Origin of the sequence: Asticcacaulis sp. W401b (genome assembly GCF_046503825.1) — a bacterium.
Taxonomy (GTDB): Bacteria; Pseudomonadota; Alphaproteobacteria; order Caulobacterales; family Caulobacteraceae; genus Asticcacaulis.
In genome coordinates this window covers 812,643-838,829 of sequence record NZ_JBKFEE010000001.1, presented here as the reverse complement: position 1 = coordinate 838,829, position 26,187 = coordinate 812,643, and the positions used below count along the sequence as shown (strand labels likewise).

Sequence of the window (26,187 nt, the reverse complement as noted above, 5' to 3'; positions counted from 1 at the left end):
CAACGTGGCGACGGTCCTGCCTGATACGAGCCATAATCTCCGCACTTTATGCGGAGGTTAGTCGTTCCATTCTCCGCACCCGTTGGGTAACGAGAGGCCCGAAGGCATTTTAGAATATTCGGCCCTTGGTCATATCTCGACTGCCCGCGGGAAAATTTTAGGATTGTAGTTCGCTCTGTTTCTATTCATCTGTATACGGATTATATCCCTTTTCTGCGTCTAAAAGCATCGCGGACGCGCATGGCCAGACACGATCAGGCATGGATAGTTGCCTTCGATTGACGAAGCAGATATTGTTCCCGAAGGGCCTAGATTTTTCGTTGGGGCCGCGCTCAGGCTGACGAAAATCCGAACCGTCACCCGCGTGCAACACAAAGCGTGTGGGTAACGGTGTGGGTAACGAGATAGCGCCAAAATAGCTCAAATTTCTGAAATCAAACAACTATTTCCAAAATTTGAGTCCTCTCTTGGCACCAATCAGCTTCAAAACCCGCCGCAAGGCGGGTTTTTTGCTTTGAGTTGGTGATGGCAGTTGGAAAGTCAAGAAATTTTAATTTCTGGTAAGTGTTCAAAATGGAAGTGAATACTGAGCGAACTCATCCATTCGAATAATGCCATTGATAAGCCATGTGTCTGGATATTGAGAATGGGTCCACGATTCCCGCGATTTCATTTCGCGTCGAAAGGGGCGCGTGTCCTGACAAATTTGACGAAATTTCCATGCTCCGAGACCCGAGTCTCGTCTTAATTCAGCCGCTGATCCGCCGCAGCGACGACAACGTCTGAGCCTGGCCTAAACCCTCAGTAACCCCTTGCGCATCTGATCCAGTCCGGTGGCCTCCATCAGGGCCTGCACATTGCCGCCGCCAAAGCCCGTGTGACCTTTGCGCTGGATAATCTCGAAAAAGACCTGACCGACGCTCGTTTCGCAGAAGGTTTGTAGCAAAATACCTTCGCGGCGTGCATTGCCATCGATCAGCACGCCGTTGTGGCGCAGCCGCGCGACGTCTTCTTCGTGGTGCGGGACGCGCGCCGCGATCAGGTCGTAATAGGGCTCAGGCACGGCCTGAAACCGCACGCCGCGGGCGCGCAGGGCTTCGACCGTTGCATGAATATCGAAGGTTTCCAGCGCGATATGCTGCACGCCTTCGCCGCCATTGGCCTCCAGAAAGGCCTCAGTGGCGCTGTAGGCCGAGCGGCTCTCGTTCAGCGGGATGCGGATGGGGCCCTGCGGGCAGATCAGGGCCTGCGTCTCCATGCCTGTGGCGTGGGCGTCGAGGTCGAAATAGCGTTGCGATTCAAAGCCCAGCACCCGCACGTAAAAATCGGCCCAGGTCTGCATCTGGCCCTTGCGCAGGGCGTAGTTTAGGTGATCGACCGCAATCAAACCCGCCCCCTGCACCTGTTGGATGGGCGGCCTGTGCAGGGCGCGCCAGCCGTCGAACAGGTGCCCGCTCAGGTGCGTGTCGTCGATCAGGTAGATCAGCGTGCCGCCAACACCTTTCAGCGCCGGGACGTCTTCGGCAAACGGGGTGAGCAGGCCTTCGACCGCTGCGGCGCCGTTTTGCAGGGCCAGTCGCCGGGCGCGCTGAGCGTCACGCACGCGTAAGCCCATACCGCACACGCCCGGCCCGTGCTGCGCCGCAAAGGCGGCGGCGTAACCGGACGGTTCGGCATTGAGCACAAAGCGGATGGCCCCCTGAAGATGGAGGCCGACATTTTGCCAGCCGTGCCGCGCGGTTTCGACAAAGCCCAGCCGCTCAAAGGCATCGGCCTGCGCGTCCGCCTCATGCGTGGCGAACTCCACGAAGGCGATCCCTTCCAGTCCCAGAGGGTTTTCGCAGCTGAACGCCATTTATTCGCGATTTCTCGAATTGTCTTACAATTACAGGAAACGAGAAAACGCCGGAGGAGTCCAGTTAACCTTGCGTAATGAAGTCCTGTTAGTTCGGGGCCTTGCCGGCGGAGTCGCGCACGATAAGGCTGTGGGCCGTCATATAGGTGGCCGCTGTGCCGCTGCTGAAATTGGCCTCCCAGTTGTCGAGCGCCTGCACCACGCGGCGCGACATGTCGAGATAGGGCTGGGCGATGGTGGTCAGGGCCGGCCACACGGCGGCGGCGATGGGCGCGTCGTCAAAGCCAATGACCGACAGGTCGCCGGGGATGCTCAAACCGCGTTTGTGGGCTGCGACGCTGACCGCGGCTGCGGTTTCGTCATTGGCGGCAAAGATGGCCGTGGGCGGCTGTGGCAGGGACAACAGGGCTTCGGCGGCCTCGATCCCCTTGCGGAACTGAAAATCCCCGGCGACCAGCAGGTCGGGCTCCGGGCGCGGCAGGCCTGCGGCATCATAGGCCTCAAACAGGCCCTGACGGCGCAGGATGGCGGCCGAATGGTCCGGGTGGCCGCTGATGTGGCCGATGCGGCGGTGCCCCAGGGCAAACAGGTGCTCGATCACCTCACGCGCGGCGGCGCGGTCGTCCATGACGACCGACGGAAAGTGCGGATCGAAGACCGAGGGCGCGATCAGCACGGCGCGCGCTCCGCGTTGGCGTAGATGGGCCTTTAACGGCGCAAAATCGCACAGGGGCGGCAAGAGGATCAGGTCGCGCACCCGCCCTTCGTCGAGGAAGCGATCCAGCCGCTCGGCCCAGCCGGGCTGCATGTCGAACAGCTCGACGCTGATGTGTTTGCCCGCCTCCATACAGGCGGTCAGAAGCGCGTGGTGAAAGCGGCTGAGATAGCCCGACACCGGGTCTTCGAGCAGCAGGCCCAATGAACTGGCCCCGCCCAGCCGCAACTGCCGCGCGGAAGGGTTGGGCGTGTAGTCCAGCGCCTTCATGGCCGCCTGCACCTGAGCGCGCGTCTCCGGCCTGACCCGGTCGGGCTCATTGAGCACCCGCGACACGGTCTTGGCCGAAACCCCGGCCAGGCGGGACACATCGTAAATCGTCGTCATGGGCTTAAGGCTAACAGCAAGCGGCGAGAGGGGGAAGGGCAACGGGCCCAGAAACGCAAACGGCCCGCCTCCGGGGGAAGCGGGCCGTGCAACTAACAGGCGGAAACCTTAGAGATAACGGCGCAGCGACCGCGACAGCTCGGTGCCGGTATCCTTCTTCTTCTTTTGCTGCGGCTGATAGGCGACGCGCGAATGTTCGACGCAGTAGGGGATGCCGTCGGCGGCGCGGCGACCGCAGAAGGTGAATTCGTCCGACGACGGATCACCGATCGGCCACTTGCACATCTTGGACCCCAGCGTCAGGACCGTGGCCGTACCCGGACCTTCGATCACCGGCACGGCCGGCACCTGAGCCACGGGGCGCGGTGCAGGTTCAACCGAGACACGGCGCGGGGCCGGTTGCGGCGCGGGCTGGGCCTGAGCGGCAGGACGCGGCGGCTTGGCCGGCTTATACAGCGGACGGGCCGGTTGCGACGGGGCCGCGCGACCCGACAGGCCGAGACGGTGCACCTTACCGATGACGGCATTGCGCGTTACGCCGCCCAGGGTCTTGGCGATCTGACTGGCGGAATGGCCTTCCTGCCACAGCTTTTTCAGCGTTTCGACCCGTTCGTCTGTCCAGCTCATGGTCAAGCCTCCGTCCCCTAAATGACGGGCGCACCCGTCAAGCCTCAGCACTAGATATGGATTCGCCGATTACGATAAAACCGGCCTCCCTACCGCTAATCGTAAACAAAAAGTTAAAAACCGCAATATCTAGTGTTTCGCCTGTTGGGGGATGTCCACAGCAATCTATATCTAGTGTTTCGCTGTGGAAAAACGCAGCTTTCCACAGGGGTGATCCACAGATTTTGGGCTGTCCGCTATTTATCCCCTGCGGGCGTTGAGTCGCGCGGCCGCCCTGTGGAACAAATGGCGGCGGGGCAGGGTTCGTGTTGACAGGGGCGGGCCCGCTGAGGCATTAGAGCGGGACGCAAAGGCAGGCCTCGTTCGCCTCAGACGCGGGTGTAGCTCAATGGTAGAGCAGCAGCTTCCCAAGCTGAATACGAGGGTTCGATTCCCTTCACCCGCTCCAATCTCTTTAAATTTGAATACGTCGAGGATCATATTTAGCTTCCCTTTCCTCGAAGTTTGTCGAAAAGGGTATAAGTGCCCCGCCCTTATATGCTCTTGTTTGCTGTAAGTGCCCGAATTGCGCTAATCTCAAGTATGAACAGGGGTTGGAGAGAATGCGCGATCTTTATCGTAACGCGGTGGCTGTTATGCATAGTGCCTTTAGGCGACTAGAGCAGCAGACTCCTCGACCTATTGAAAAAGTCATTCAGGGCGGATACGCGCGCCGCTATCAAGAAGAAACAGTCCAGCAAGCGGTGCTTCTCAAACTGGCCCGATATATCAGCGGCCTCAACGCCGGTGATTTGCTTTTACAAAATGGTTATGTTCAAGAGCTAGCGGTTTTGCAGCGAACACTTGATGAAATTCACGAAGACATTTTATTTCTTCTATTTGAACCGCCTGCGACCGGTGAGGGACGCGGGCTACGAAAGGATTATTTGAAACGATTTTGGGCCGAAGAGTTTGAAGAAGGCGTGCCTATAATGGAGCAGTCTAAGGGCCGCTACCACATTCCGCGCGGACAGATTCGAGCTTACATCGAAAAGCGGACAAAAAGCAGTACACAACAAGGCGAGAGAGCCGCGGCCATTCTCCACCAAGCCTATTCAGGGTTTGTACATGCGGCAGCGCCGTTTGTTATGGAGATGTGTGAAGGTAATGACTGCACATTCTTGCTACAGGGTTTACTTGGAACGCACCGTGTTCGAGAGCATGAAGAGGATTTTTGGAACCAGCATTATCGCGGGCTGCTTTCTTTTCGAGCGACAGCAAATGTCTGCGGCGACCAAGCCCTTGAAACTGAAATAGACGACTATATGACCATTTTCGAGGCGCGTTCCGGAACTTCCTACATGGCCGACGCCCGTCGCGAATTGTCAGGCAAACATAGAGCGCGACGAACTGGACGGCCTCAGGAAGCTGGCTCCGGTGCTTCTGGGGGCGACGGACGCGCAGATAGAGATGTTGCTGAGGACGGGTAAGTTTACGGAGATCAAGCCATGACCAAGACCTATAAGAGCGACGTTTCGGCCAGCCTGCATGAACTGGCGAGCGATCTGCATGAGGTCGGTTTGATCGACAAGGCAACCATGCGTCATTTTGACGAAAGCTGCCTGACGCCCATCCATGAATTTACGGCTGAGGACATCCGAAAATTGCGCGAACGCGAGCAGGTCAGCCAGACGATCTTTGCGGCCTATCTGAACGTCTCAAAAGACTCGGTCAGTCAGTGGGAACGCGGCCAGAAGCAACCGGCGGGGCCGTCGCTCAAGCTGCTGTCTCTGGTGGAGCGCAAGGGCCTGTCGGCGATCGCGTGAGGGACGCCAGATACTTTCACGACCGAAGCACCGCCCTGGCGTCTGAGAGGCGCAGAAACAGGGTCATGGGCTGGATAGGTGAGGCCACAAACCCGCGCGACAGATAAAAGCGGCGCGCCTCTTCGGACAAGGCATGGACCAGCAGGGCGGTCGCGCCCGCAATGTCGGCGGCGGCCAGTGCGCGGCGCGTGGCGTCCTGCAACAGGGCCTTGCCCAGCCCCTTGTTCTGCCAGCTCAGGTCAATGGCCAGTCGCCCCAGCACCACAACCGGAATGGGATCGGGCATGTTTCGCGTCAGTGTCTTCGGCGTTTCACTGAGCGCGACGGCTCCGGCGGACAGGCAATAATAGCCCACCACGCGGTGGCCTTCGCAGGTGACATAGGTGCGCGAAGCGAGCGCGTTTTCGTTCTTCAGGGCGCGTTTTTGCAGCCATTCATCCAGCGACGCGACGCCGGACTGAAACTCCGCTATCTCATGCGCCGGGGTAATCGGCGCGGGCGGCGTAAGCTCAGAGAGCTTCATGCGTCGTCCCAGGGCGAGGGTTCGCTGAGGAAACGACGCAGGCGGGCGTTCGGCTGAGGCGGCGCATCCAAAAGGGCCTGAAACTGCGCAAAGGCATCGGCATCGAGGCGGAAAAACGCCTGATCGAGCAGGACATCCTCGGCCTTGCGCGTGGCGGCCTCCAGCATGAAGTCCGAACGGCTGCGGCCCAGACGTTCCGCCGCCTGATCAATCAGATCGCGCTGCGCGGCCTTGGCGCGGATATTGATTGAGACGGGGTTCTGGGCGGGCATGGAACGGCTCCTGTTGGAGATGTTCCATACACGAATATGCGCACATTTTCTATACAAAACTGCCTGCGTTAATTCCGCACCAGATGGTCATACACGTGCGTCACGGCGTCGAAGCGCACGCGCGACGGATGGCCCGCGAACGGGGCCGGGGTGAAGTGGGTAGTGGTCAGGCCCGCTGCGATGGGATCGCTGATCTTGTCCGTATTCCAGCCGATCAACAGGTGCCCGCCGGGGGGCATGATCGCCGCCAGAGCGTTGAGGGCGCGCACTTGCTGGGCTTCGGAATCGACGCCATAGCCCAGAACGCCATTGCACACGATGCCGTCGAAACGCAGGTCGGCAAACAGGCTATCGGCTTCGCAGATATCGCCCGTGCGGTGGCGCGTCTTATGGCCAAAGCGGGCCGAGCGCGGGTCTATGTCGGTGGTCCAGGCTTCGGCCCCATGCTGTTCCAAAATGCGGTAATAGCCGCGATTATAGCCACGGCAGCCGACAAACAGCAGCCGGCCTTTCAGCGCGGCAAAGGCGGGCAGATAGGCGTCGGTCATCAGCCGCCGGTCGGGCAGGTCGTGAATCTCGGACCGTTTGGATTTGAACAGACTGGCCAGAAAGCCCATGCGCGTGTCTCCGTTTGAAGCGAGACTAGGCGGGGTTTGCGCGGGTGTGAAGCCTGTTTCTCGGCCCCGCATTGAGCAAACGTAGCTATACCCCCGACGTACTGGATAGGAGAGAGAACCACAGATTTCACAGATTGGCGCTTCGCGCCTTTATTCATAAGGGCGAAGGGGGGCATCGACCCTCGTAATCTGTGTCATCTGTGAAATCTGTGGTTCCTTTTAAGACCCCAGCAGCACCTCAGCCGCCGCGAGGTCCTGCGCCGCTTCGCCGACGCTTTTGAAGACGCTGAGGCCGCTGTGTGGCGCAAAGGCCGGGTCGCACAGGTCGTGCAGGGTGCCGCGAATATCCTTAAGCGTAAGACCGCTCAGATCGCCCGCCGTCGAAAGGGCCGCCGGGGTATCGATATAGACGCAGGCGCGGCGCAAGGTTTCGGCGTCGGCTTCGCGCATATCGGGCGTAAAACCGCCGATCAGCGACACGTGCTGATCGCTGAGGTGGTGGCCTTCGATCCACGGCGTGCGGCTCAAGGTGGCGCAGGCGATCAGGTCCGCGTGCGGGATTTGCGACGCCATATTTTCGCACACCGAAGCCGCAAACCCGGCCTGCGTCAGGCGCGACACAAGGGCTTCGGCATGGGCGCGGGTCGGGCTGAAGACCGAGACGCTGTCGATGGCACGTACCGCACGGAAGGCAAAGGGAATCTCGGACGCGATGCGTCCTGAGCCGATCAGCAGCAGGCGGCGCGCCTCAGGTTTGGCCAGCCGGTCCATCGCCACGGCGGCCACGGCAGCGGTGCGCCGCGCCGTCAGTTCCTCGCCGTCGATCAGGGCCAGATGCCGGTGCGTTTGGCCGTCAAACACCAGATAGGAGGCCGCTACGCACGGCAGGTGGCGGGCCGCATTGTCGGGCGTCACGTGCACGATCTTGACCCCGCCCAGACGCTCAGACCACGCCGGCATCAGCAGCAGCGAGGCGTCGTGCCCCAGGTCGAAGACCGGCCTTTGCGGCGTCTGCGCCCCGGCCCGCAGTCGCGCCGGTAGCTCGCGTACAAGCCGCGCATAGGGCAGGGCGGCTTTGAGGTCATCGGCGGTGATCAGGCGCATGGGGTTTCCTATCTGTAAGTCGCCGTTTCTTTCAGCAGCCAGTCGCGGAAGGCCTTGAGCGGCGGGTGATTGACGCGCTCAGCCGGCCAGACGAGGTGGTAGGCTTCACCTGTGCTGAACGGGGCCTCCAGCGCCGGGACCAGCGCGCCGGAGGCGAACTCTTCTTCAGCCAGAAACTGCGGCAACAAAGCGACGCCAAGGCCGGAGCGGGCCACCTGAGCCACGGTGGCGAACTGATCGAACAACATGCCGTGCACGTGGTCGGCGGGCGCGCCGTGCGCTTCCAGCCAGTTTTCCCAGGCGTCGGGGCGCGAGGTGAGGTGCAGCAACGGCGCCTGACGCAGATCGGCGGGGTCCGCAAAGCCATACTGCGCCTTAAGCTCCGGGGCACAGGCCGGGATGACCACTTCGGGCCGCAACAGGGCGCTTTCCGCGCCGGGCCAGTCGGGGCGGCCGAAATGGATGGCGGCGTCGAGCCCTTCGCTGCGGAAATCGAAGACGCCGATGCGCGTGATCAGATTGACCTGAATGCCGGAATTATTGCGCAAAAAATCGGGCAGGCGCGGGGCCAGCCAGCGCGTGCCGAAGGTCGGCAGTATGGCCAGTTTCAGCGTCCCGCCGTGCGGATTGGCGCGCAGGCTGAGCGAGGCCGACGAGATGATTTTCAACGCTTCGCGCACCTCACGCGCATAGGCCTCACCCCCGGCGGTCAGGCGCACGGTCTGGCGTTCACGGTGGAACAGCTCGACCTCCAACTGCGCCTCCAGCGCGGCGATCTGGCGGCTGACGGCGCTTTGGGTCAGGTTCAGTTCGCGCGCGGCGGCGGTGACCGAACCCAGCCGCGCCGTGGCCTCAAACGCGGCCAGAAGCGACAGGGACGGGAGGAAGCGGCGAGGTGAGCGCATATTCGATTTCGGAATGAAGTCTTGTCAAAATGGCCCTTGTTGAGGCCGTTCGGGCACGGTACAACCGGTTTAGCCATTACGCAAGAGAATGAACCCTTGGCCCCTGCGCTTGAGCCTCTTACCCACGGACTGTGGGCCGCCACGGCCCCCGCTGCGCCGCTGACCGTGGCGCTGAGCGGTGATCTGCGCGCCGATGTGGCGGTGGTGGGGGCGGGCTATACCGGCCTGTCGGCGGCCCTGACCCTGGCCGAAGCCGGGGCAAAGGTGGTGGTGATCGAGGCGCGCGAGATTGGCTTTGGCGGGGCCGGGCGCAATGTCGGGCTGGTCAATGCCGGAATGTGGGTCATGCCCGACGAACTGCCCAAGGTGCTGGGGCCGGTGCATGGCGAGCGACTGTTGCAGGTTCTGGGCAATGGCCCGGCGGAGGTGTTCGCGCGCGTCGATAAACACGCCATCGCCTGCGAACTCAGGCGCGAAGGGACGCTGCATTGCGCCGTGGGTGAGGCGGGGGTGCGCGAACTGCGTGACCGGGCGCAGCAATGGCAGGCGCGCGGCGCGGATGTAAGTCTGCTGGATGCCGCCGAAACGCAGCGGATGGTTGGCACGGACGCCTATCCGATGGCCTTGCTGGATCGCCGCGCCGGGGTGATTCAGCCGCTGGCCTATGTGCGCGGTCTGGCCACGGCGGCGGTGGCGGCGGGCGTCGATATCCGCAGCGAAAGCCCGGTCGAACAGATCGAGGTGGCCGGCGATCAGTGGCGCGTGACGACGCGCGACGGCTCGGTGACCGCTCCAAAGGTGATCATGGCCACCGATGCCTACACCAAAGGGCCGTGGGAGATCATCCGGAAGGAGCAGGTCTGGCTGCCCTATTTCAACTGCGCCACCACGCCCTTACCGGATGACATTTTGCGCCACATCCTGCCGGAAGGTCAGGGGGCCTGGGACACGGCGGAGGTCCTGTCCTCCTTCCGTATGGATGCCGCCGGGCGGCTGGTCTTCGGCAGCGTCGGGGCCTTGCGCGGGCCGGCGCAGGGCGTGCACAGCGGCTGGGGGCAACGCGCCATGACGCGCCTGTTCCCGGCGCTCAAAGGTATTGGTTTTGAACACGAATGGTATGGCTGGATCGGCATGACCGACGATAACCTGCTGCGTTTCCATCGCTTTGCCGAGGGCGTGGTGGGCGTGTCGGGCTATAATGGTCGGGGGATTGCGCCGGGCACGGTGATGGGGCGGATTCTGGCCGAACACGTGCTGGGGCCGCTGTCCGAAGACGATTTGCCGCTGCCGGTGACGACACCGCAAGAGGCGAAGCACCGGGCGGCCAAAGAGGTTTATTACGAGGCCGGTGCGGCAGTGCTGCATGCGGTGGAACACAGGTTTTGAGCATCCCCTTCGGATTTACGGGCGGATGAAAAGGGAAGACAGATGAGCGCGGATACACGTATTTTGCTGGAGTCTCTGGGCGTTACCGGCGGCCACACGGGCGGGACCTTGAAGGTCCATTCGCCCAATACCGGCGAGCTGATCGGGGAGGTCGTTGAAACAAGCATTGATCAGGCCAGGGCACGCATCGACGCGGCGCACGAAGCGTTCCTCCAATGGCGTCTGATCCCGGCACCCAAGCGCGGCGAACTGGTGCGCCTGTTCGGTGAAGAACTGCGCGCGCACAAAGAGGCCCTGGGCAAGCTGGTGTCGATTGAGGCCGGTAAGGTTACGTCCGAGGGCCTTGGCGAAGTGCAGGAAATGATCGACATTTGCGACTTCGCGGTCGGCCTGTCGCGGCAACTGTACGGCCTGACCATCGCCACCGAGCGCGCCGAACACCGCATGATGGAAACCTGGCACCCACTGGGCGTGGTCGGCATCATCTCGGCCTTCAACTTCCCGGTCGCCGTGTGGGCGTGGAATGCCTGTCTGGCGCTGGTGTGCGGCGACGCCATCGTGTGGAAGCCGTCGGAAAAGACGCCGCTGACGGCGCTGGCCACCCATGCCCTGTTTGAGCGCGCCGTCGCCGCCTATAGGGCGGCGGGCCATGCGGTGCCCCAAGGCCTGTCGGCCCTTCTGATCGGCGGTAAAGGCGTCGGCGAAGCGCTGGTCGAGCATGAGAAGGTGCCGCTGGTCTCGGCCACCGGTTCGACGGCCATGGGCCGCGCTGTGGGCCCGAAGCTGGCTGCGCGTTTTGCGCGGGCCCTGCTGGAGCTGGGGGGCAATAATGCCGCCATTATTGCACCGTCAGCAGACCTCGATCTGGCTTTGCGCGGTGTGGCCTTTGCGGCGATGGGCACGGCGGGTCAGCGCTGCACGACCCTGCGTCGCCTGTTCGTGCACGAAAGCCTTTATGACACCTTCGTGCCGCGCCTGAAACAGGCCTATGCCTCGGTGAAGGTCGGGCATCCGCTGGAAGACGGCACGCTAATCGGGCCGCTGATCGACGCGCACGCCTTTGATCTGTTTGAAAAAGCGCTGGACGAAGCGCGCAGCGTCGGCGGTCAGGTCACCGGCGGGGCGCGTGTAGATGTGAACGGTAAGGACAGTTATTATGTGCGTCCGGCCATTGTCGAAATGGACGCCCATGCGGGGCCGGTGCTGCGGGAAACCTTTGCACCAATTCTATATGTTATGAAATATGGAAATATTCAAGACGCCATCGCCATGCAGAATGCCGTCGGCGCGGGTTTGTCGTCCTCGATCTTCACCAATGACATCCGCGAAGCCGAGCTGTTTGTCTCCGCTGCCGGGTCGGATTGCGGCATCGCCAATGTCAATATCGGGCCGTCGGGCGCGGAAATCGGCGGGGCCTTTGGTGGGGAAAAAGAAACCGGCGGCGGGCGCGAATCCGGCTCGGATTCATGGAAAGCCTATATGCGCCGCGCCACCAACACCATCAACTATGGCCGCAGCCTGCCTCTGGCCCAGGGGGTGAAGTTCGATGTCTAAATTTGATTGGTCCGATCCGTTCCTTCTCGATGCGCAACTGTCCGATGAGGAGCGCCTGATCCGCGACGCGGCGCACGACTATGCGCAGTCGCAGCTTCTGCCGCGCGTGCTCAAGGCCTATGCCGAGGAGCAGACCGACCTGGCTATTTTCCGCGAAATGGGTGAGCGCGGCTTGCTGGGCGCGACCCTGCCGGAAACCTATGGCGGGGCGGGGGCGTCCTATGTGGCCTATGGGCTTATTGCGCGTGAAGTCGAGCGTGTGGACTCGGGTTATCGGTCGATGATGAGCGTGCAGTCCTCACTGGTCATGTATCCGATCCATGCCTATGGCTCGGAGGCGCAGCGGCAAAAATACCTGCCGAAACTGGCCAGCGGCGAATGGATCGGCTGCTTCGGTTTGACCGAGCCGGATGCCGGTTCAGACCCGGCGTCGATGCGCACGACGGCGCGCAAAACCGACGGCGGCTATGTGCTCAACGGCGCGAAGATGTGGATTTCCAATTCGCCGATTGCCGATGTGTTCGTGGTGTGGGCCAAGCTTGAGGGCGTCATTCGCGGCTTCGTGCTGGACAAGGGGGTGGCGGGCCTCAGCGCGCCGAAAATTCACGGCAAACTCAGTCTGCGCGCCTCCATCACCGGCGAGATCGTGATGGATAATGTCGAGGTCGGTGAAGACGCCCTGCTGCCGAATGTCGAGGGGCTGAAAGGGCCGTTCGGCTGCCTCAACCGGGCGCGCTATGGCATTAGCTGGGGCGTGATGGGGGCGGCCGAAGACTGCTGGCACCGCGCGCGGCAATACGGCCTCGACCGGCAGCAGTTCGGGCGGCCTCTGGCGCAGACGCAACTGTTCCAGAAGAAGCTGGCCGACATGCAGACCGAGATCACGCTGGGGCTTCAGGCCTCGTTGCGCGTCGGGCAGCTGTTCGACGCCGGGCAGGTGCAGCCGGAAATGATCAGCCTGATCAAGCGCAATAATTGCGGCAAGGCGCTCGACATTGCGCGCATGGCCCGCGACATGCACGGCGGTAACGGCATACACGAAGAATACCACGTCATGCGCCACGCCCAGAACCTGGAGACGGTCAATACCTATGAGGGCACGCACGATGTGCACGCCCTTATCCTCGGTCGGGCGCAGACGGGTTTACAGGCGTTTTTTTGATGGATGAAAGCCCGGCTATATCTTTTGGCGATAACGTTCGAATTGCCTCAACACCCGAGACAATTAAGCTCGGCGTGGCTGGGAAAAATGGACAGGTTTACGGGATAACCACGCCTTCGGTCACTGGAATCGAAATGATCGGCCAATCTCCCAAAGACCACGCGGTCAATGTCTATTTTGAAGACGCATCAGAGGCATTGTGGTTTGCGCCGGAGTTGGTCGAGTTCGTCGACCATGGTGCTGGAACAGTCGTGGAGATTGATGGCCAGAAATCTGTTCGCAACACAGATGGCAGTTGGTCCAATCCAACTGCCCAAAATACTTTTTTATCTCGGTTTTTAGGATTGTTCAGGTGAAACCCCTTGCCGGACTGAAAGTTCTCGAACTGGCGCGCATACTGGCCGGGCCGTGGGCCGGTCAGATTCTGGCCGATCTGGGGGCCACGGTCGTCAAGGTTGAACGCCCCGGCACAGGTGATGATACGCGCGGCTGGGGCCCGCCCTTTATCGGTGATGCGGCAGCCTATTTCCACGCCTGTAACCGTGGCAAAGCCTCGGTCGCCATCGACATCACCACACCCGAAGGTCAGGCGGCCATCCGTGAGCTGGCGCGCGAGTCCGACGTGCTGATCGAGAATTTCAAGGTCGGCGGTCTGCGCCAATACGGCCTCGATTACGACACCCTGAAAGCCGTCAATCCGCGCCTGATCTATGTGTCGATTACCGGCTTCGGGCAGGACGGGCCCTATGCGCAACGCGCCGGCTATGACTACATCCTGCAGGGCATGTCGGGCCTGATGGACATTACCGGCGACCCGGACGGTGAGCCGCAAAAGGTGGGGGTGGCGGTGGTCGATCTGTTCACCGGCGTCTATACCTCAACCGCCGTGCTGGCGGCCTTGCGACAGCGCGACGCGACGGGGCAGGGCTGTCATATCGACATGGCCCTGTTTGATGTGGCCACTTCCATGCTGGCCAATCAGGCGATGAACTATCTGGCGTCGGGCGTATCGCCGACGCGGCTGGGCAATGCACACCCCAATATCGCGCCCTATCAGGTCTTTGCGGTGAAGGACGGCCACGTCATCGTCGCGGTGGGCAATGACCATCAGTTTTTGCGCTTCTGCGACGTTTTGGAAGCCGACTACATCGCACAAAACCCGGCCTATGCCACCAATGCCGGGCGTGTGGCGGCGCGGCATCAACTGGTGGCCGAGTTGGAGCCGTTTTTGCGCAATATGACGCGCGCAGAGCTTCTGACGGCATTGGAAGGGGCAGGCGTCCCGGCGGGGCCAATCAACCGCATCGAAGACGTGTTCAACGACCCGCAGATCGTGCATCGCGGCCTGCGCATCGAAATCGATGGCGTCCCCGGCGTGGCCTCGCCCATAGTGATCGACGGCGTGCGGATGACGGCGGATACGGCGTCACCGGAGTTGAATCAAAAGCACCTCCCCTGATTTCAGGGGAGGGTGGCCCGAAGGGCCGGGTGGGGTTAATGGCGTAGATGCCCCCCCTCCGGTTCTGCCTTCGGCAGCCCGGTTTCCCCCCGCCAAAGGCAGGGGGATATAGATGTATTTAGCGCGACCCGACTGGGTAAAGAATGGAAAGGCAGCCATGCGGACTGGCGGACAGATTCTCGTTGATCAACTGATACGCAATGGCGTGGAGCGCCTGACCTGCGTGCCGGGCGAGTCGTATCTGGCGGCGCTGGATGCGATGTACGATGCCGATATCGACGTGCTGATCTGCCGTCACGAAGGCGGGGCGGCGATGATGGCCGAAGCCTATGGCAAGCTCACCGGGCGACCCGGCATCTGCTTTGTGACGCGCGGCCCGGGGGCGACCAATGCGGCGCACGGCGTGCATATTGCGCAGCATGATTCCACACCGATGATCCTTTTTGTGGGGCAGGTCGAACGCGCTTTTCTGGGCCGCGGGGCGTTTCAGGAACTGGATTACGTGGCGGCCTTTGGCGGCATCGCCAAATGGGTGGTGGAAATTTCCGATCCGAAGCGCATCCCGGAAATCGTCGCCCGCGCCTTCCGCGTAGCCATGCAGGGCCGCCCCGGTCCGGTGGTGATTTCGCTACCCGAAGACATCCTGACCGAGGTGGTCGAGGTCGCCGATGCGCCGCCGGTCGAGGCGGTGGAGGCCGCGCCGACTCGCGCGGATATGGCGGCGTTTGCGCAAGCGATAAAGGCGGCGGAGCGTCCGCTGATGATCCTGGGCGGATCGCGCTGGACGGCCGAAGGCTGCGCCGCGGTGGCCGATTTTGCCGCGCGCTACGACCTCCCCGTGGCGACCGAGTTTCGCCGGACGTCGCTGTTTCCCGCGCACCATCCCTGCTATGCGGGCGATCTCGGCTTCGGGCAGAATCCGGCCCTGTCGCAGCGGGTGAAGGACGCTGATCTGCTGATCCTGCTGGGCGCGCGTATGGCCGAGGTCCCGTCGAATGGCTACACGCTGATCGGCGGGCAAAAGCTGGTGCACATCTTCCCGCAGGCTGAGGAAATCGGGCGGGTCTATCCGCCCGCTCTGGCCATCGTCAGCACGCCGGATCAGTTTGCTAAGGCCTTATCGTGGATGGACGAAGCCCCATCGCCGCAGATCATCAGGGGCGCGGCGGCGCATCAGGACTGGCTCAAATGGACGAGCACGCCTGCGTCCATCCCCGGCGATTTTCAGTATGGCGAGGTGATGGTGTGGCTGCGCGAGCACCTGCCGCCGGAGACCATCATTACCAATGGGGCGGGCAATTACGCCATCTGGGTGCACCGCTACTGGCGGCACGAGCGGCCCTTTACGCAGGTCGCACCGACATCGGGCAGCGTCGGCTATTCGGTCCCGGCGGGCATTATGGCCAGGCGTCAGTGCCCGGACGCGCCGGTGGTGACCTTTGCCGGTGATGGCTGTTTCCTGATGAACGGCAATGAGTTCGCCACCGCTGTGCAATACGATATCCCGCTGATCATTATCGTTATCGACAATGGCATGTGGGGCACGATCCGTATGCATCAGGAGCGTGAATATCCGCATCGCCCGATCGGCACGGAGCTGAAGAATCCGGACTTTGCCGCCTATGCCAAGGCTTTTGGCGGGCATGGCGAAACCGTGCGCACCACGGCGGACTTTGCCCCGGCCTTTGAACGGGCGCAGGCGTCCGGCAAACCGGCCATACTGCACTGCCTGATCGATCCGCAGGCCATCACGCCGGCTAAAACGCTGGATCAGGTCTCGCGCGGGGCGTAAACTCGCGCCATGCACAGACTGTTTATCGGGGTTGAACCACCGCGCGCTATCAAGACGCAACTGCTCGGCCTGATGGGCGGGGTCAGTGGCGCGCGTTGGCAAAGCACGGCGCAACTGCACCTGACCCTGCGCTTTGTGGGGGAGGTCGATCGGCATCAGGCCAACGCGATTGCCGAGGCTCTGGCCGACCTGCACCATCCGGCGTTCGCCCTGTCGCTGGCCGGTGTGGGCACGTTTGAGCGCAAGGGTCAGGTCCATACGTTGTGGGCCGGGGTGACGCCGTTCGAGCCTGTGCACGTGCTGCACAAGAAGGTCGATCAGGGGCTGGTGCGCGCGGGGGTGTTGCCGGAGACGCGGGCCTTTCAGCCGCACATTACACTGGCGCGGTTGAGCGGTCGTGTCGGAACACTTTCGCACTTTCTCGATGCCAATGAGGGGCTGACGAGCGAACCGTTTGTTGTGGATACGGTGTGTTTGTACGAAAGCACCTTGACCAGCGAAGGCAGTGTTTACACAGTCGTGGAACGGTATTCGCTTTAATCTACGTCCTGTGACGACGGCGCGGGAAGCGAGGCGGGTATTGCGTTTTCTCTCCTCCCTGCGCGTTAGCGTGGGGAGGTGGATTTTGCCGAAGGCAAAAGACGGAGGGGGGCGACTCCGGAGGCGGGTTTGGTACTGGCTTTAGCCGGGCGTACGCCCAGTCGGCGAGGGGCTATCTTCGGCAGAGTCATCCCGTCAACCGCTTCGCGGTCCCCCTCCCCATGCTCCGTATAGGGAGGAGAAAGGAAGGCGGTTATTGCGCTTCTCCCCTCCCTACGGCTTACCGTAGGGAGGGGAGTCACACCGACGGCGACGGTTCGCGTTTCAGGCGGCGCAGGCAAAAGGTCGAGCGCGTGTGGCGGATGCCGGGGAATTTCAGCAGCTTCTTGCGCAGGAACTGCTCATAGCCCTCCGTGCCATCGACCGCCGCAATCAGCACATAGTCGTATTCGCCCGTCGTCAGATAGGCGTCGGTCACTTCGGGCAGGTTCAGCACATAGCGCGAAAAGGCTTCGATGCGCTCGTCGTCGTGCGATTCGATATTGATTTCGACGATCACCGTATCCGGCTTACCCACCTGTTCCGGATCGAGCAGGGCGACATAGCCGGTGATGACGCCATTTTCTTCCATCCGCTTGATGCGCGACCAGCAGGGGGTGGGCGACAGGCCCACCTGATCGGCGATTTCCTGCGTCGTCAGGCGACAATTGCTGCGCAGCAATCGCAGGATTTTGCGGTCGGTATCGTCAAGGCCACGGCCTTCAGAACTGCGTGACATGGGCATTCCATCTGTAGCAGGCATCCCATTCTGCGGCAAAGCGCCGCAACGGAATGTCATTTTGTCTATGCCCTCAATAGCACGAAATTCGAAAATTCATTCTCCTGATTTCGTGTCATCCTGCAAAAAAATTCCGCGATAGACGGAAAGCCTAGCAGGGATGATTAAATGCGCGATCAGGTTTCCTTAAGCGACAAGTACGTCCTCGAAGAGGGCCGCGCCTTTATGAGCGGGGTTCAGGCGCTGGTGCGGTTGCCCCTGATGATCGCGCGGCGCGACCGGCGGGCGGGCCTCAACACAGCGGGTTTTATTTCCGGCTATCGTGGCTCACCGCTCGGCAATTACGATCAGCAATTGCAGCAGGCCAAATCGCTGCTCGATCCGCTGAATATCGTGGTGCAGCCGGCCATCAACGAAGACCTGGGGGCCACTGCCGTATGGGGCACGCAGCATGTTCCGCTGTTTGAAGGGGCGCGTTACGACGGCGTCTTCGGCATCTGGTATGGCAAGGGGCCGGGCGTGGACCGCTCAGGCGACGTGCTCAAACACGCCAATATGGCCGGGACGACGCCACTGGGCGGTGTGCTGGCCGTGGTCGGCGACGACCATGCGTGCAAATCCTCGACCCTGCCCAATCAGTCGGAACTGGCCTTTATCGACGCCGAAATCCCGGTCCTGAGCCCCGCCACCATCGCCGAGGTGCTGGAATACGGCGTCAAGGGGCTTGCCCTGTCGCGCTTCTACGGCGGCTGGGTGGCGCTGAAGACCATTTCCGACCTGATGGACGCTTCGGCCGCGGTCGATCTCAGCGACCGTTTCGACACGCGCGACCCGGTGATCGACCTGCCCGCCGATGGCCTGCATATCCGCGCCAAGGACACCCCCGCCGAAAAGGAAGCGCGTCACCGTCATTACCGCCTGCCCGCGGCTTCGGCCTTTGCGCGGCTCAATGGTTTCGACACGGTGGTCTGGCCCCAGGCGCGCCCGCGCATCGGTATCGCCACGGCGGGCAAGGCCTTCACGCAGGTTATGGAGGCGCTTGACCTGCTGGGTATCACCGAGGCCGAAGCGTGCGACATCGGCCTCAGCGTGTGGAAGGTCGGCATGGTGTGGCCGCTGGATGCGCAGGGCGCGCGCGCCTTTGCCGGTGGCCTTGAAAAGCTGCTGGTGGTCGAGGAACGGCGCGAGGTGATCGAGCCGCAACTGCGCTCGGCGCTGTACGCCCTGCCCGATGGTCGTCGCCCGCTGATCCTCGGCAAGCGGGGCTTGAGCGGTGAGCCGCTGATCTCCGACGTGCTGGAACTCGATACGCTTCAGGTGGCGCTGGCGCTGTACGACCTGCTGCCGGAAGCCGCGCGGAACGCTCAGCGCCATGAGCGCGCCGAAGGCTTCCGCCTGCGCCTGACGACGAAGGACGCGCTCAAACCCGACCATATCCGCGGGCCGTTTTTTTGCGCCGGATGCCCGCACAATGGATCGACCGTGGTGCCCGAAGGGTCGCGCGGTCTGGCCGGGATCGGCTGCCACTACATGGCGACCTTCATGCCGCGGCGCACCGATATCTGCACCCATATGGGCGGCGAAGGCGTGACCTGGATGGGGCAGGCACCCTTTACCGACGAAGGCCACGTCTTCACCAATCTGGGCGACGGCACCTACTTCCATTCGGGGCTTCTGGCGATCCGTCAGGCCATCGCTGCCGGGGTCAATATCACCTATAAGATCCTCTATAACGACGTGGTGGCTATGACCGGCGGGCAGTCGGTCGATGGGCAACTGACTCCCGTCAAGGTGGCCCAGCAGGTGCGCGCCGAAGGGGTGGAACGCATTGCGCTGGTCTCCAATGATCCGGGGCGCTGGGAAGGCGAAATGCCGTCGGGCACCACCTATGCTCACCGCGACGATCTTGAGGCCGTGCAAAAGGACCTGCGCACGCACAAAGGGGTCTCGGTGCTGATCTATGATCAGGCTTGCGCCACCGAACTTCGCCGCCGCCGCAAACGCGGCACAGCCCCCAGGCCCGCCGCGCGTATCTTCATCAATCCGGCGGTGTGCGAAGGCTGCGGCGATTGTCAGGCCAAGTCGAACTGCGTCGCCATCAACCCGCTGGAGACCGAGCTGGGGCGCAAGCGCGAAATCGACCAGTCGGCGTGCAATATCGACACGGCGTGCGTCAAAGGCTTCTGCCCGTCCTTCGTGGCGGTCGAAGGGGCGGCGCTGAAAAAAGCCGCTGCGCCCGATCTCACGCCGCTGATCGCCGACCTGCCCGAACTGACGCCGCCGCCGGCTACGGCGCGCCCGGTCAATATCCTGCTGGCCGGGATTGGCGGTCTGGGCGTCACCTCGCTGTCGGCCATGCTGGGGATGGCGGCGCATATCGACGGCTGCGAAGTGTCGGTGGCCGATCAGACGGGCCTGGCGCAACGCGGTGGCGGCGTCGATGCCCATGTGCGCATCGTGGCGCAAGGCGTGCGTTTGCCTGCGCCGCGCATCAGCGCCGGAGAAGCGGATGTGCTACTGGCCGCCGACATGGTGCAGGCCACGGGCAAGACGGCCCTGCCTCTGGTCAGCCCGGACCGCACCCTGAGCTTTGTCAATTCGGCCCTGACCTCGACAGCGGCCTTTACGCTGAACCGCGACGTGGTGTTCGATAAGGGCGGCCTGATGGGACGCTTGCGCAAGGCGTCGAAACGCTGTGAGCCGCTGGATGCCGGCGGTGTGGCGCGGCGTCTGCTGGGCGATGCCGTCTATGGCCATATGATCCTTTTGGGGGCCGCCTGGCAGGCCGGGGCTGTGCCGCTGAGCCGTCAGGCGATCGAGCGCGCCATCGACCTCAACGGGGCCGAAAAAGCCAACAATCATAAAGCCTTTGCACTGGGTCGCGCGCTTTATCTCGGCCGTATCGCCCCCCCGAAGTCCGAGGCGCCATTCGATGTCGAAACCTTTATCACCCGGCGTATGGCCGACCTGACCGCCTATCAGGACGCTTCTTACGCGGCGCAGTATCACGCCGTGGTCGAGGCGGCGCGCAAGGCCGGGTCGCCCGCCCTGCTGGAGGCCGTGGCGCGCAATGCCTATAAGCTGATGGCCTATAAGGACGAATACGAGGTGGCGCGCCTGTACAGCGATCCGGCCTTCCGTCAGCGTCTCGATAGTCAATTCGATAATACGGGAAAGATAGCCGTTTACCTCGCCCCCCCTCTACTGGCGCGTAAGGACCCGGTGACCGGTGAACCGCGCAAGATGAAGTTCGGCGGCTGGGTCTTCACCGCCTTTGGTGTGTTGAAAGAGCTGAAAGGCTTGCGCGGCAGCCTCCTCGATCCGTTTGGTCATACCGAGGAGCGGCGTATGGAACGCCGCCTGCGCGACGACTATCTGCGCCTGATCCCGGAACTGGTGGCGAAGCTCTCTCCGCAAACGCTGGAGCCCATTGTGGCGCTGGCCCGCCTGCCCGAAGACATCCGCGGTTTTGGCCACGTCAAGGCCGCTTCGGTCGCTGCCGCCGAGGCGCGCAAGGCCGCGCTTCTGACGCAAATCGAGGCGGTGAAACCCGTCTCTAACCCTCTCTCACAAAAGGAACCCGCCCATGTTTGATACGCCTGCTTATGACGCGCACGAAAAGGTCGTCGATGTCAACGATCCCGAAACCGGCCTGCGCGCCATCATCGCGGTCCATTCGACGGCGCGGGGACCGGCGGCGGGCGGTTGCCGTCTGTGGACCTATGACGATGCGGTGGCGGCGCGTACCGATGCGCTGCGTCTGTCGCGCGGCATGAGCTACAAGAACGCCATGGCGGAACTGCCCTTTGGCGGCGGCAAGGCGGTCATCATGGGCCCTGTGGTACCCGAAAACCGCGAACAGATTTTCACCGCCTTTGGTCGCGCCGTCGAAGCGCTGGGCGGGCAATATATCACCGCCGAAGACGTCGGTGTCGGCGTGTCGGACATGATGGTCGTGGCGCGTCAGACGAAGTACGTCTCCGGTCTGGCCACAGAGGGTTCGGTGGGCGGTGACCCGTCGCCCTTCACGGCGCGCGGCGTCGCCATCGGCATCGAAGCGGCGGTCAAGGCGCGTCTGGGGCGCGACAGTCTGGAAGGCGTGCGCGTCGCGGTGCAGGGGCTGGGTCATGTCGGCGGCTATCTGTGTCAGGAACTGCACGCGCGTGGTGCGAAGCTGATCGTGGCGGACATTCACACGGCGCGCGTTGTCGAAATGGTCGAACGTTTCGGCGCCGAAATGGGGAGTGTGACCGACATCCTGCTGAGCGATGCCGATGTGATTGCCCCCTGCGCGCTGGGGTCAATCATCACGCCGGAGGTGGCCGAACGCATGACCGCCGCCGTGGTCGCCGGGGCCGCCAACAATCAGTTGTCGGTGCCGGAAGTGGGCGCAGTTCTGGCCCGTCGCGGCATCCTCTATGCGCCGGATTATGTGATCAATGCCGGCGGCATTATCGCCGTGTCGGCGGAATATAATGGTGGTGTTGATCGCGCCGGTATCGACGCGCAAATCGACGCCATCGGCCCGCGTCTGGGTGATATTTTTGCCCGTGCGCAGAGCGAAAAGCGCCTGACCGGCGACGTGGCCGACACCTTGGCCAGAGCGAAAATGGTGCGGGCGTAACGCCCAAAGCGCCTCCCCTAAAATCAGGGGAGGCGCTTTTTTTATACAGTTCCCAATCCACCGATTCCGTGGTTATCTTTCAAAAATGCTGCACCCACTGAGGTGCAGCAAAAAGCACAGGAAAACGCGAAAGGAAGGCCCATGGACGCGCTCGGTGTTGAGGAAAAACCCGTTCTAGCTCAGGTGGATAACGGCGTCGGGCGGCTGACGCTTAACCGGCCTCAGGCGCTCAATGCCCTGACCACCGCCATGTGCCGCGATATGGCGCAGACGCTGAGCCAATGGGCCACGGATGAGCGCGTGCGCTATGTGGTTTTGGACCACAACGGACGCGCCTTTTGCGCCGGGGGCGACGTGCGGGCGGCGGCCCGCTCAGGCCGTGGCGACGGCGAAGCGGCGCGCGACTTCTTCCGCACCGAATACCGTCTCAACACCCTGATCAAACGTTTCCCCAAGCCCTTTGTCGCCCTGATCGACGGCGTGACCATGGGCGGCGGCGTGGGCATCAGCGTGCACGGATCGCATCGCGTCTCGACCGAAAATACCCTGTTTGCCATGCCCGAAACCGGCATCGGCCTGTTCCCGGATGTCGGCGGCGGGTGGTTTTTGCCGCGGATGGGCGCGCCCGCCGAAAAGTGTGAAGCGGTTTTCGCAGACGTGGGCGGGCAAAACTATTCCGAGATCGGTACGTGGCTGGCCCTGACGGGTGAGCGGCTGAAAGGGGCCGATGTGCGCGCGGCGGGGATCAGCACGCACCATGTGGCGGCCTCTGACCTGCCTGCATTGAAGGCGGAACTTCTGAATGGTGGGGATATCGACAATATCCTGCATCGCTATGACCGCCCCGTCGGTGAACCGTCCTATCAGGAGCATCTGGAGGCCATCAACCGCATCTTCGGCAAGAGCCGTCTGGCCGACATCGCCATTGCGCTCAAGCTGGAGGACTCCGACTGGGCGCAGCATCAGGGCGAGGTACTGGCCACCCGCTCGCCCTTCTCGATGAGCGTGACGCTGCGCCATCTGCGCGAAGGCCGCCGTCTGGAGACGTTTGAGCAGGTGATGCAGATGGAGTTCCGCATCGCTTCGCGCCTCTGCCAGAGCCACGACTTCCTTGAGGGCGTGCGCGCCGTGCTGGACGACAAGGACCACTCGCCGCACTGGCTGCCGCTATCCATCGGCGGCGTCAGCGCCCACAGCGTCGAGGCCCTGTTTGCGCCCCTGCCGCGTGAGCTTTATGACTAACGCCGCTTAAGCCTGTTTCTTACCGGAACCTTTACATCTGAGGCCACAACATGTCCGTCTAAGCCAAATTCGGGGATGGCTATGCGGGCAGTGGTTTTATCAGCTCTGGTGTCGGCGCTGTTTGCCGGCGCAAGCGCGGCGGACGAGAAGATTCAGCGGCTGGATGCCACGGCCGAAGCGGCGGTTGAATCCCTCCTGACCTCGCCTTCGCCGCAGGCCGGGACCACCGGCATGACCTATCGGCGCGTCAATACGGTGGTCAAGGCGCCTGACCTCAGTGCGGCGCTGGTGCCGGACGCGCCTCGCTTTGTCATCAGCGAAGACATGCAGCATCAGGCGGCCATCCTGCTCGAACGGGTCAATCAGGTGCGCGCCGAAAACGGCTGCGGCCCCTTGCGCCTCAGTGATCAGTTGATGCAGGCGGCGCAGCGCCAGAGCGTTTCCATGTCCGAGAAAAACTACGTCTATCACTATACGGACGACGGTATAAAGTTAAAGGATCGGGTGCACGCCACCGGCTATGTCTATACGCTTCTGGGCGAAAATGTCGCGGCAGGTCAAAAGACGGCTGATCGGGTGTTTGAGGAATGGATGACCAGCCCCGGCCACCGTGCCAACATCCTCAATTGCGGCTATGAGGAGATGGGCGTCGGCTATGTCCACGACACGCAGGATCAGCCGGTGGGGCAGGCGCAGGTCCCCTATTATTTCTACTGGACGCAGGTCTTTGGTCGCCACATGAAGGTGGCCGGAAACTGATCAGCGGCCGCGTGCCACGGCGGCCTTGGAACGTGGCGGGCGGCCCAGCGCATCGGAGATAAACCACGCGGTGTCGATCACCTTATCGAGATCAACGCTCGTCTCTACGCCCAAGCCCTTGAGCATGTAGAGCACGTCTTCGGTGGCGACATTCCCCGACGCGCCCGGCGCATAGGGACAGCCGCCTAAGCCCCCGACCGAGGCATCAAGCGTGGCTATGCCATAGTCGAGCGATACCAGAATATTGGCCAGAGCCTGCCCCCAGGTATCGTGGAAATGCACGGCCAGCTTCGCCGCTTCGACGCGCCTTAACACGACGTCCAGAAGGCGCTGTGTATCGCCCGGCGTGCCGCGCCCGATGGTGTCGCCGAGCGACACCTCATAGCAGCCCATGTCGATCAGTCTTTGCGTCACCTCGGCCACGGCGTTGGGCGCAATCGGGCCTTCATAGGGGCAGGCGATGGCACACGACACATAGCCGCGCAGGGCTATGCCGTCCTGGCGCGCCCGTTCGGCAACCGGGGCAAAGCGCGCAAGGCTTTCGGCTATGCTGGCATTGATGTTTTTCTGGCTGAAGGTTTCGGACGCCGCCGCAAAAACAGCGACGCTTTGCGCCCCCGCCGCCCGTGCCGCCTCATAGCCTTTGAGATTGGGTGTCAGCACCGGATAGGTCAGATGAGGCCTGCGAGTGATCCCGGCCATGACCTCAGCCGCATCGGCCATCTGCGGCACCCATTTCGGCGAAACGAAACTGCTCGCTTCGATAAAGCGCAGCCCCGTTTGCGACAGGCGGTCGATCAGGGCGATCTTGGTCGCGGCGGGGACGATCTGTGCCTCGGCCTGAAGGCCATCGCGCGGCCCGACTTCGTAGAGGGTGACGTGGCTGGGGCGGGTCACTTTGTTTCCTCGAACAGTTCGCGTCCGATCAGCATACGCCGGATTTCGCTGGTCCCCGCACCGATTTCGTAGAGCTTGGCGTCGCGCCACAGCCGCCCGGTCGGGTACTCATTGACATAGCCATTGCCGCCCAGACACTGGATCGCTTCACCCGCCATCCACGTCGCCTTTTCCGCCGCATAGAGGATGCAGGCGGCGGCGTCCTTGCGCGTCGTCTCGCCCCGGTCGCAGGCCGCGGCCACCGCATAGACATAGGCGCGGCAGGCCCCCCAGGTGGCGTACATGTCGGCAATCTTGCCCTGCATCAGTTGAAAGGTGCCGATGGGCGCGCCGAACTGCTGACGCTCATGCACATAGGGGATGACCACGTCGAGGCAGGCGCGCATAATGCCCAAAGGCCCGCCGGACAGCACTACGCGCTCGTAATCCAGCCCCGACATCAGCACCGCCGCGCCGCGACCTTCGGCGCTTAACACATTCTCTTCCGGCACCTCGCAATCGGCAAAGACCAGTTCACCCGTATGAGAGCCGCGCATCCCCAGCTTGTCGAGCTTTTGTGCCACGGAAAAGCCGGCAAAGTCCTTTTCGATCAGGAAGGCGGTGACGCCCTTTGAGCCTTCGCCCGTGCGCGCATAGACGACCAGCACATCGGCGTCCGGGCCGTTGGTGATCCACATTTTGGAGCCGTTGAGCATATAACGGTCGCCGCGCTTTTCGGCCCGGAGCTTCATCGACATGACGTCCGATCCGGCCCCCGGCTCCGACATGGCCAGAGCGCCGACGTGTTCGCCGTTAATCAGGCGCGGCAGGTAGCGCGCCTTTTGCGCCTCGTTGCCGTTGCGCACGATCTGATTGACGCAGAGGTTGGAATGCGCGCCGTAGGACAGGCCGACCGAGGCCGAGGCGCGGCTGATCTCTTCCATGGCGATGGTGTGCGCCAGATAGCCCATCTCCGCCCCGCCATACATGTCGGGCGCGGTGAGGCCCAGAATGCCCAGCTCCCCCATCTTGCGCCACAGGGGCATGGGAAACTGATCCGTGCGGTCGATCTCAGCGGCGTGCGGCGCGATTTCGGCGGCGGCGAACTTCGCCACCGTGTCGCGCAGGGCGTCGATTTCGTCGCCGTGGGCGAATTGCAGATGCGGAAAATCGGTCATGGGTGTCTCCCTGCTTATATCGCCCGC

Annotated in this window: 24 protein-coding genes and 1 tRNA gene; 14 read left to right on the top strand and 11 right to left on the bottom strand. The window is 62.6% G+C overall.

Going from position 1 to position 26,187, the window contains the following annotated elements; genetic code table 11:
* Positions 1 to 793: 793 nt before the first annotated feature.
* The 3 genes from hppD to ACK8OE_RS03915 form a co-directional block, all read right to left on the bottom strand.
* Positions 794 to 1,855: a 4-hydroxyphenylpyruvate dioxygenase gene (hppD, locus tag ACK8OE_RS03925; protein ID WP_410271448.1), complete on the bottom strand. Its 1,062-nt coding sequence runs from the start codon at positions 1,853 to 1,855 to the stop codon at positions 794 to 796.
* An 88-nt stretch (positions 1,856 to 1,943) separates the two neighbouring features.
* Complete coding sequence (locus ACK8OE_RS03920; protein ID WP_410271447.1) at positions 1,944 to 2,957, bottom strand: LacI family DNA-binding transcriptional regulator; 1,014 nt, start codon at positions 2,955 to 2,957, stop codon at positions 1,944 to 1,946.
* Positions 2,958 to 3,065: 108 nt separating this feature from the next.
* Positions 3,066 to 3,584: a GcrA family cell cycle regulator gene (locus ACK8OE_RS03915; protein WP_126421509.1), complete on the bottom strand. Its 519-nt coding sequence runs from the start codon at positions 3,582 to 3,584 to the stop codon at positions 3,066 to 3,068.
* Between the two features lie 374 nt (positions 3,585 to 3,958).
* On the opposite strand from ACK8OE_RS03915, the gene ACK8OE_RS03910 reads away from it, so the two are divergent.
* The 3 genes from ACK8OE_RS03910 to ACK8OE_RS03900 all read left to right on the top strand — a co-directional run bounded on the left by ACK8OE_RS03910 (position 3,959) and on the right by ACK8OE_RS03900 (position 5,389).
* Positions 3,959 to 4,032 (top strand) — tRNA-Gly (locus ACK8OE_RS03910).
* Positions 4,033 to 4,186: 154 nt separating this feature from the next.
* Entirely contained in the window at positions 4,187 to 5,053 is an 867-nt protein-coding gene (locus ACK8OE_RS03905; protein WP_410271446.1) for a hypothetical protein, read from the top strand.
* A gap of 18 nt (positions 5,054 to 5,071) precedes the next feature.
* Positions 5,072 to 5,389 (top strand): helix-turn-helix domain-containing protein, encoded by a 318-nt coding sequence (locus tag ACK8OE_RS03900; RefSeq protein WP_126421505.1) that lies wholly within the window; start codon positions 5,072 to 5,074, stop codon positions 5,387 to 5,389.
* A gap of 16 nt (positions 5,390 to 5,405) precedes the next feature.
* Here ACK8OE_RS03900 and ACK8OE_RS03895 read toward each other — a convergent pair whose 3' ends face one another.
* From ACK8OE_RS03895 to ACK8OE_RS03875, 5 genes are all read right to left on the bottom strand, one after another.
* Positions 5,406 to 5,912 carry a GNAT family N-acetyltransferase gene (locus ACK8OE_RS03895; protein ID WP_290795914.1) on the bottom strand — a complete coding sequence of 169 codons (507 nt, stop codon included), beginning with the start codon at positions 5,910 to 5,912 and terminating at the stop codon, positions 5,406 to 5,408.
* Positions 5,909 to 6,184, bottom strand: a complete 276-nt coding sequence (locus ACK8OE_RS03890) for a DUF1778 domain-containing protein (protein WP_410271445.1) — start codon at positions 6,182 to 6,184, stop codon at positions 5,909 to 5,911. The genes ACK8OE_RS03895 and ACK8OE_RS03890 overlap by 4 nt, the downstream gene beginning before the upstream one ends.
* Before the next feature lie 68 nt (positions 6,185 to 6,252).
* Positions 6,253 to 6,801 carry a class I SAM-dependent methyltransferase gene (locus ACK8OE_RS03885; RefSeq protein WP_410271444.1) on the bottom strand — a complete coding sequence of 183 codons (549 nt, stop codon included), beginning with the start codon at positions 6,799 to 6,801 and terminating at the stop codon, positions 6,253 to 6,255.
* A 219-nt stretch (positions 6,802 to 7,020) separates the two neighbouring features.
* Complete coding sequence (locus ACK8OE_RS03880) at positions 7,021 to 7,905, bottom strand: quinate 5-dehydrogenase (RefSeq protein ID WP_410271443.1); 885 nt, start codon at positions 7,903 to 7,905, stop codon at positions 7,021 to 7,023.
* 8 nt (positions 7,906 to 7,913) lie between these two features.
* Positions 7,914 to 8,810 (bottom strand): LysR family transcriptional regulator, encoded by an 897-nt coding sequence (locus tag ACK8OE_RS03875; RefSeq protein ID WP_410271442.1) that lies wholly within the window; start codon positions 8,808 to 8,810, stop codon positions 7,914 to 7,916.
* Positions 8,811 to 8,906: 96 nt separating this feature from the next.
* On the opposite strand from ACK8OE_RS03875, the gene ACK8OE_RS03870 reads away from it, so the two are divergent.
* The 7 genes from ACK8OE_RS03870 (at position 8,907) to thpR (ending at position 16,703) form a co-directional block, all read left to right on the top strand.
* Complete coding sequence (locus ACK8OE_RS03870) at positions 8,907 to 10,196, top strand: NAD(P)/FAD-dependent oxidoreductase (protein WP_410271441.1); 1,290 nt, start codon at positions 8,907 to 8,909, stop codon at positions 10,194 to 10,196.
* A 42-nt stretch (positions 10,197 to 10,238) separates the two neighbouring features.
* Positions 10,239 to 11,750, top strand: coding sequence for an aldehyde dehydrogenase family protein (locus ACK8OE_RS03865; protein ID WP_410271440.1), 1,512 nt, complete (start codon positions 10,239 to 10,241; stop codon positions 11,748 to 11,750).
* Positions 11,743 to 12,912 (top strand): acyl-CoA dehydrogenase, encoded by a 1,170-nt coding sequence (locus tag ACK8OE_RS03860; RefSeq protein WP_410271439.1) that lies wholly within the window; start codon positions 11,743 to 11,745, stop codon positions 12,910 to 12,912. Before ACK8OE_RS03865 ends, ACK8OE_RS03860 begins: the two co-directional genes overlap by 8 nt.
* A complete protein-coding gene (locus ACK8OE_RS03855; RefSeq protein WP_410271438.1) occupies positions 12,912 to 13,268 on the top strand; it encodes a hypothetical protein in 357 nt (118 codons plus the stop codon). The genes ACK8OE_RS03860 and ACK8OE_RS03855 overlap by 1 nt, the downstream gene beginning before the upstream one ends.
* Entirely contained in the window at positions 13,265 to 14,371 is a 1,107-nt protein-coding gene (locus tag ACK8OE_RS03850; protein WP_410271437.1) for a CaiB/BaiF CoA transferase family protein, read from the top strand. Before ACK8OE_RS03855 ends, ACK8OE_RS03850 begins: the two co-directional genes overlap by 4 nt.
* Before the next feature lie 112 nt (positions 14,372 to 14,483).
* Positions 14,484 to 16,163 (top strand): thiamine pyrophosphate-binding protein, encoded by a 1,680-nt coding sequence (locus tag ACK8OE_RS03845; protein WP_410271436.1) that lies wholly within the window; start codon positions 14,484 to 14,486, stop codon positions 16,161 to 16,163.
* A 9-nt stretch (positions 16,164 to 16,172) separates the two neighbouring features.
* Entirely contained in the window at positions 16,173 to 16,703 is a 531-nt protein-coding gene (thpR, locus tag ACK8OE_RS03840) for an RNA 2',3'-cyclic phosphodiesterase (protein WP_410271435.1), read from the top strand.
* Between the two features lie 298 nt (positions 16,704 to 17,001).
* On the opposite strand, the gene ACK8OE_RS03835 is transcribed toward thpR, so the two are convergent.
* The gene (locus tag ACK8OE_RS03835) at positions 17,002 to 17,481 is read right to left on the bottom strand and encodes an Lrp/AsnC family transcriptional regulator (protein WP_126421459.1); all 480 of its coding nucleotides are present in this window, start codon (positions 17,479 to 17,481) and stop codon (positions 17,002 to 17,004) included.
* A gap of 168 nt (positions 17,482 to 17,649) precedes the next feature.
* Between ACK8OE_RS03835 and ACK8OE_RS03830 the strand changes: the two genes are divergently transcribed.
* From ACK8OE_RS03830 to ACK8OE_RS03815, 4 genes are all read left to right on the top strand, one after another.
* Complete coding sequence (locus tag ACK8OE_RS03830) at positions 17,650 to 21,075, top strand: indolepyruvate ferredoxin oxidoreductase family protein (protein ID WP_410271434.1); 3,426 nt, start codon at positions 17,650 to 17,652, stop codon at positions 21,073 to 21,075.
* Positions 21,068 to 22,105, top strand: a complete 1,038-nt coding sequence (locus ACK8OE_RS03825; protein ID WP_410271433.1) for a Leu/Phe/Val dehydrogenase — start codon at positions 21,068 to 21,070, stop codon at positions 22,103 to 22,105. Before ACK8OE_RS03830 ends, ACK8OE_RS03825 begins: the two co-directional genes overlap by 8 nt.
* Positions 22,106 to 22,246: 141 nt before the next feature.
* A complete protein-coding gene (locus ACK8OE_RS03820) occupies positions 22,247 to 23,347 on the top strand; it encodes an enoyl-CoA hydratase/isomerase family protein (RefSeq protein ID WP_410271432.1) in 1,101 nt (366 codons plus the stop codon).
* Positions 23,348 to 23,428: 81 nt separating this feature from the next.
* Complete coding sequence (locus ACK8OE_RS03815; protein WP_410271431.1) at positions 23,429 to 24,106, top strand: CAP domain-containing protein; 678 nt, start codon at positions 23,429 to 23,431, stop codon at positions 24,104 to 24,106.
* Here ACK8OE_RS03815 and ACK8OE_RS03810 read toward each other — a convergent pair whose 3' ends face one another.
* Both ACK8OE_RS03810 and ACK8OE_RS03805 read right to left on the bottom strand, forming a co-directional pair.
* Complete coding sequence (locus ACK8OE_RS03810; RefSeq protein ID WP_410271430.1) at positions 24,107 to 25,003, bottom strand: hydroxymethylglutaryl-CoA lyase; 897 nt, start codon at positions 25,001 to 25,003, stop codon at positions 24,107 to 24,109.
* Positions 25,000 to 26,160, bottom strand: coding sequence for an isovaleryl-CoA dehydrogenase (locus ACK8OE_RS03805; RefSeq protein WP_410271429.1), 1,161 nt, complete (start codon positions 26,158 to 26,160; stop codon positions 25,000 to 25,002). Before ACK8OE_RS03805 ends, ACK8OE_RS03810 begins: the two co-directional genes overlap by 4 nt.
* Positions 26,161 to 26,187 lie beyond the last annotated feature (27 nt).

Coding starts and splice junctions, on each gene's coding strand:
- ACK8OE_RS03855 (WP_410271438.1), top strand. CDS start 12,912: ATGGATGAAAGCCCGGCTATATCTTTTGGCGATAACGTTCGAATTGCC.
- ACK8OE_RS03860 (WP_410271439.1), top strand. CDS start 11,743: ATGTCTAAATTTGATTGGTCCGATCCGTTCCTTCTCGATGCGCAACTG.
- ACK8OE_RS03890 (WP_410271445.1), bottom strand. CDS start 6,184: ATGCCCGCCCAGAACCCCGTCTCAATCAATATCCGCGCCAAGGCCGCG.
- ACK8OE_RS03845 (WP_410271436.1), top strand. CDS start 14,484: ATGTATTTAGCGCGACCCGACTGGGTAAAGAATGGAAAGGCAGCCATG.
- ACK8OE_RS03920 (WP_410271447.1), bottom strand. CDS start 2,957: ATGACGACGATTTACGATGTGTCCCGCCTGGCCGGGGTTTCGGCCAAG.
- ACK8OE_RS03815 (WP_410271431.1), top strand. CDS start 23,429: ATGCGGGCAGTGGTTTTATCAGCTCTGGTGTCGGCGCTGTTTGCCGGC.
- ACK8OE_RS03895 (WP_290795914.1), bottom strand. CDS start 5,912: ATGAAGCTCTCTGAGCTTACGCCGCCCGCGCCGATTACCCCGGCGCAT.
- ACK8OE_RS03820 (WP_410271432.1), top strand. CDS start 22,247: ATGGACGCGCTCGGTGTTGAGGAAAAACCCGTTCTAGCTCAGGTGGAT.
- ACK8OE_RS03830 (WP_410271434.1), top strand. CDS start 17,650: ATGCGCGATCAGGTTTCCTTAAGCGACAAGTACGTCCTCGAAGAGGGC.
- ACK8OE_RS03825 (WP_410271433.1), top strand. CDS start 21,068: ATGTTTGATACGCCTGCTTATGACGCGCACGAAAAGGTCGTCGATGTC.
- ACK8OE_RS03875 (WP_410271442.1), bottom strand. CDS start 8,810: ATGCGCTCACCTCGCCGCTTCCTCCCGTCCCTGTCGCTTCTGGCCGCG.
- ACK8OE_RS03905 (WP_410271446.1), top strand. CDS start 4,187: ATGCGCGATCTTTATCGTAACGCGGTGGCTGTTATGCATAGTGCCTTT.
- ACK8OE_RS03865 (WP_410271440.1), top strand. CDS start 10,239: ATGAGCGCGGATACACGTATTTTGCTGGAGTCTCTGGGCGTTACCGGC.
- ACK8OE_RS03880 (WP_410271443.1), bottom strand. CDS start 7,905: ATGCGCCTGATCACCGCCGATGACCTCAAAGCCGCCCTGCCCTATGCG.
- ACK8OE_RS03900 (WP_126421505.1), top strand. CDS start 5,072: ATGACCAAGACCTATAAGAGCGACGTTTCGGCCAGCCTGCATGAACTG.
- hppD (WP_410271448.1), bottom strand. CDS start 1,855: ATGGCGTTCAGCTGCGAAAACCCTCTGGGACTGGAAGGGATCGCCTTC.
- ACK8OE_RS03885 (WP_410271444.1), bottom strand. CDS start 6,801: ATGGGCTTTCTGGCCAGTCTGTTCAAATCCAAACGGTCCGAGATTCAC.
- ACK8OE_RS03805 (WP_410271429.1), bottom strand. CDS start 26,160: ATGACCGATTTTCCGCATCTGCAATTCGCCCACGGCGACGAAATCGAC.
- ACK8OE_RS03915 (WP_126421509.1), bottom strand. CDS start 3,584: ATGAGCTGGACAGACGAACGGGTCGAAACGCTGAAAAAGCTGTGGCAG.
- ACK8OE_RS03835 (WP_126421459.1), bottom strand. CDS start 17,481: ATGTCACGCAGTTCTGAAGGCCGTGGCCTTGACGATACCGACCGCAAA.
- thpR (WP_410271435.1), top strand. CDS start 16,173: ATGCACAGACTGTTTATCGGGGTTGAACCACCGCGCGCTATCAAGACG.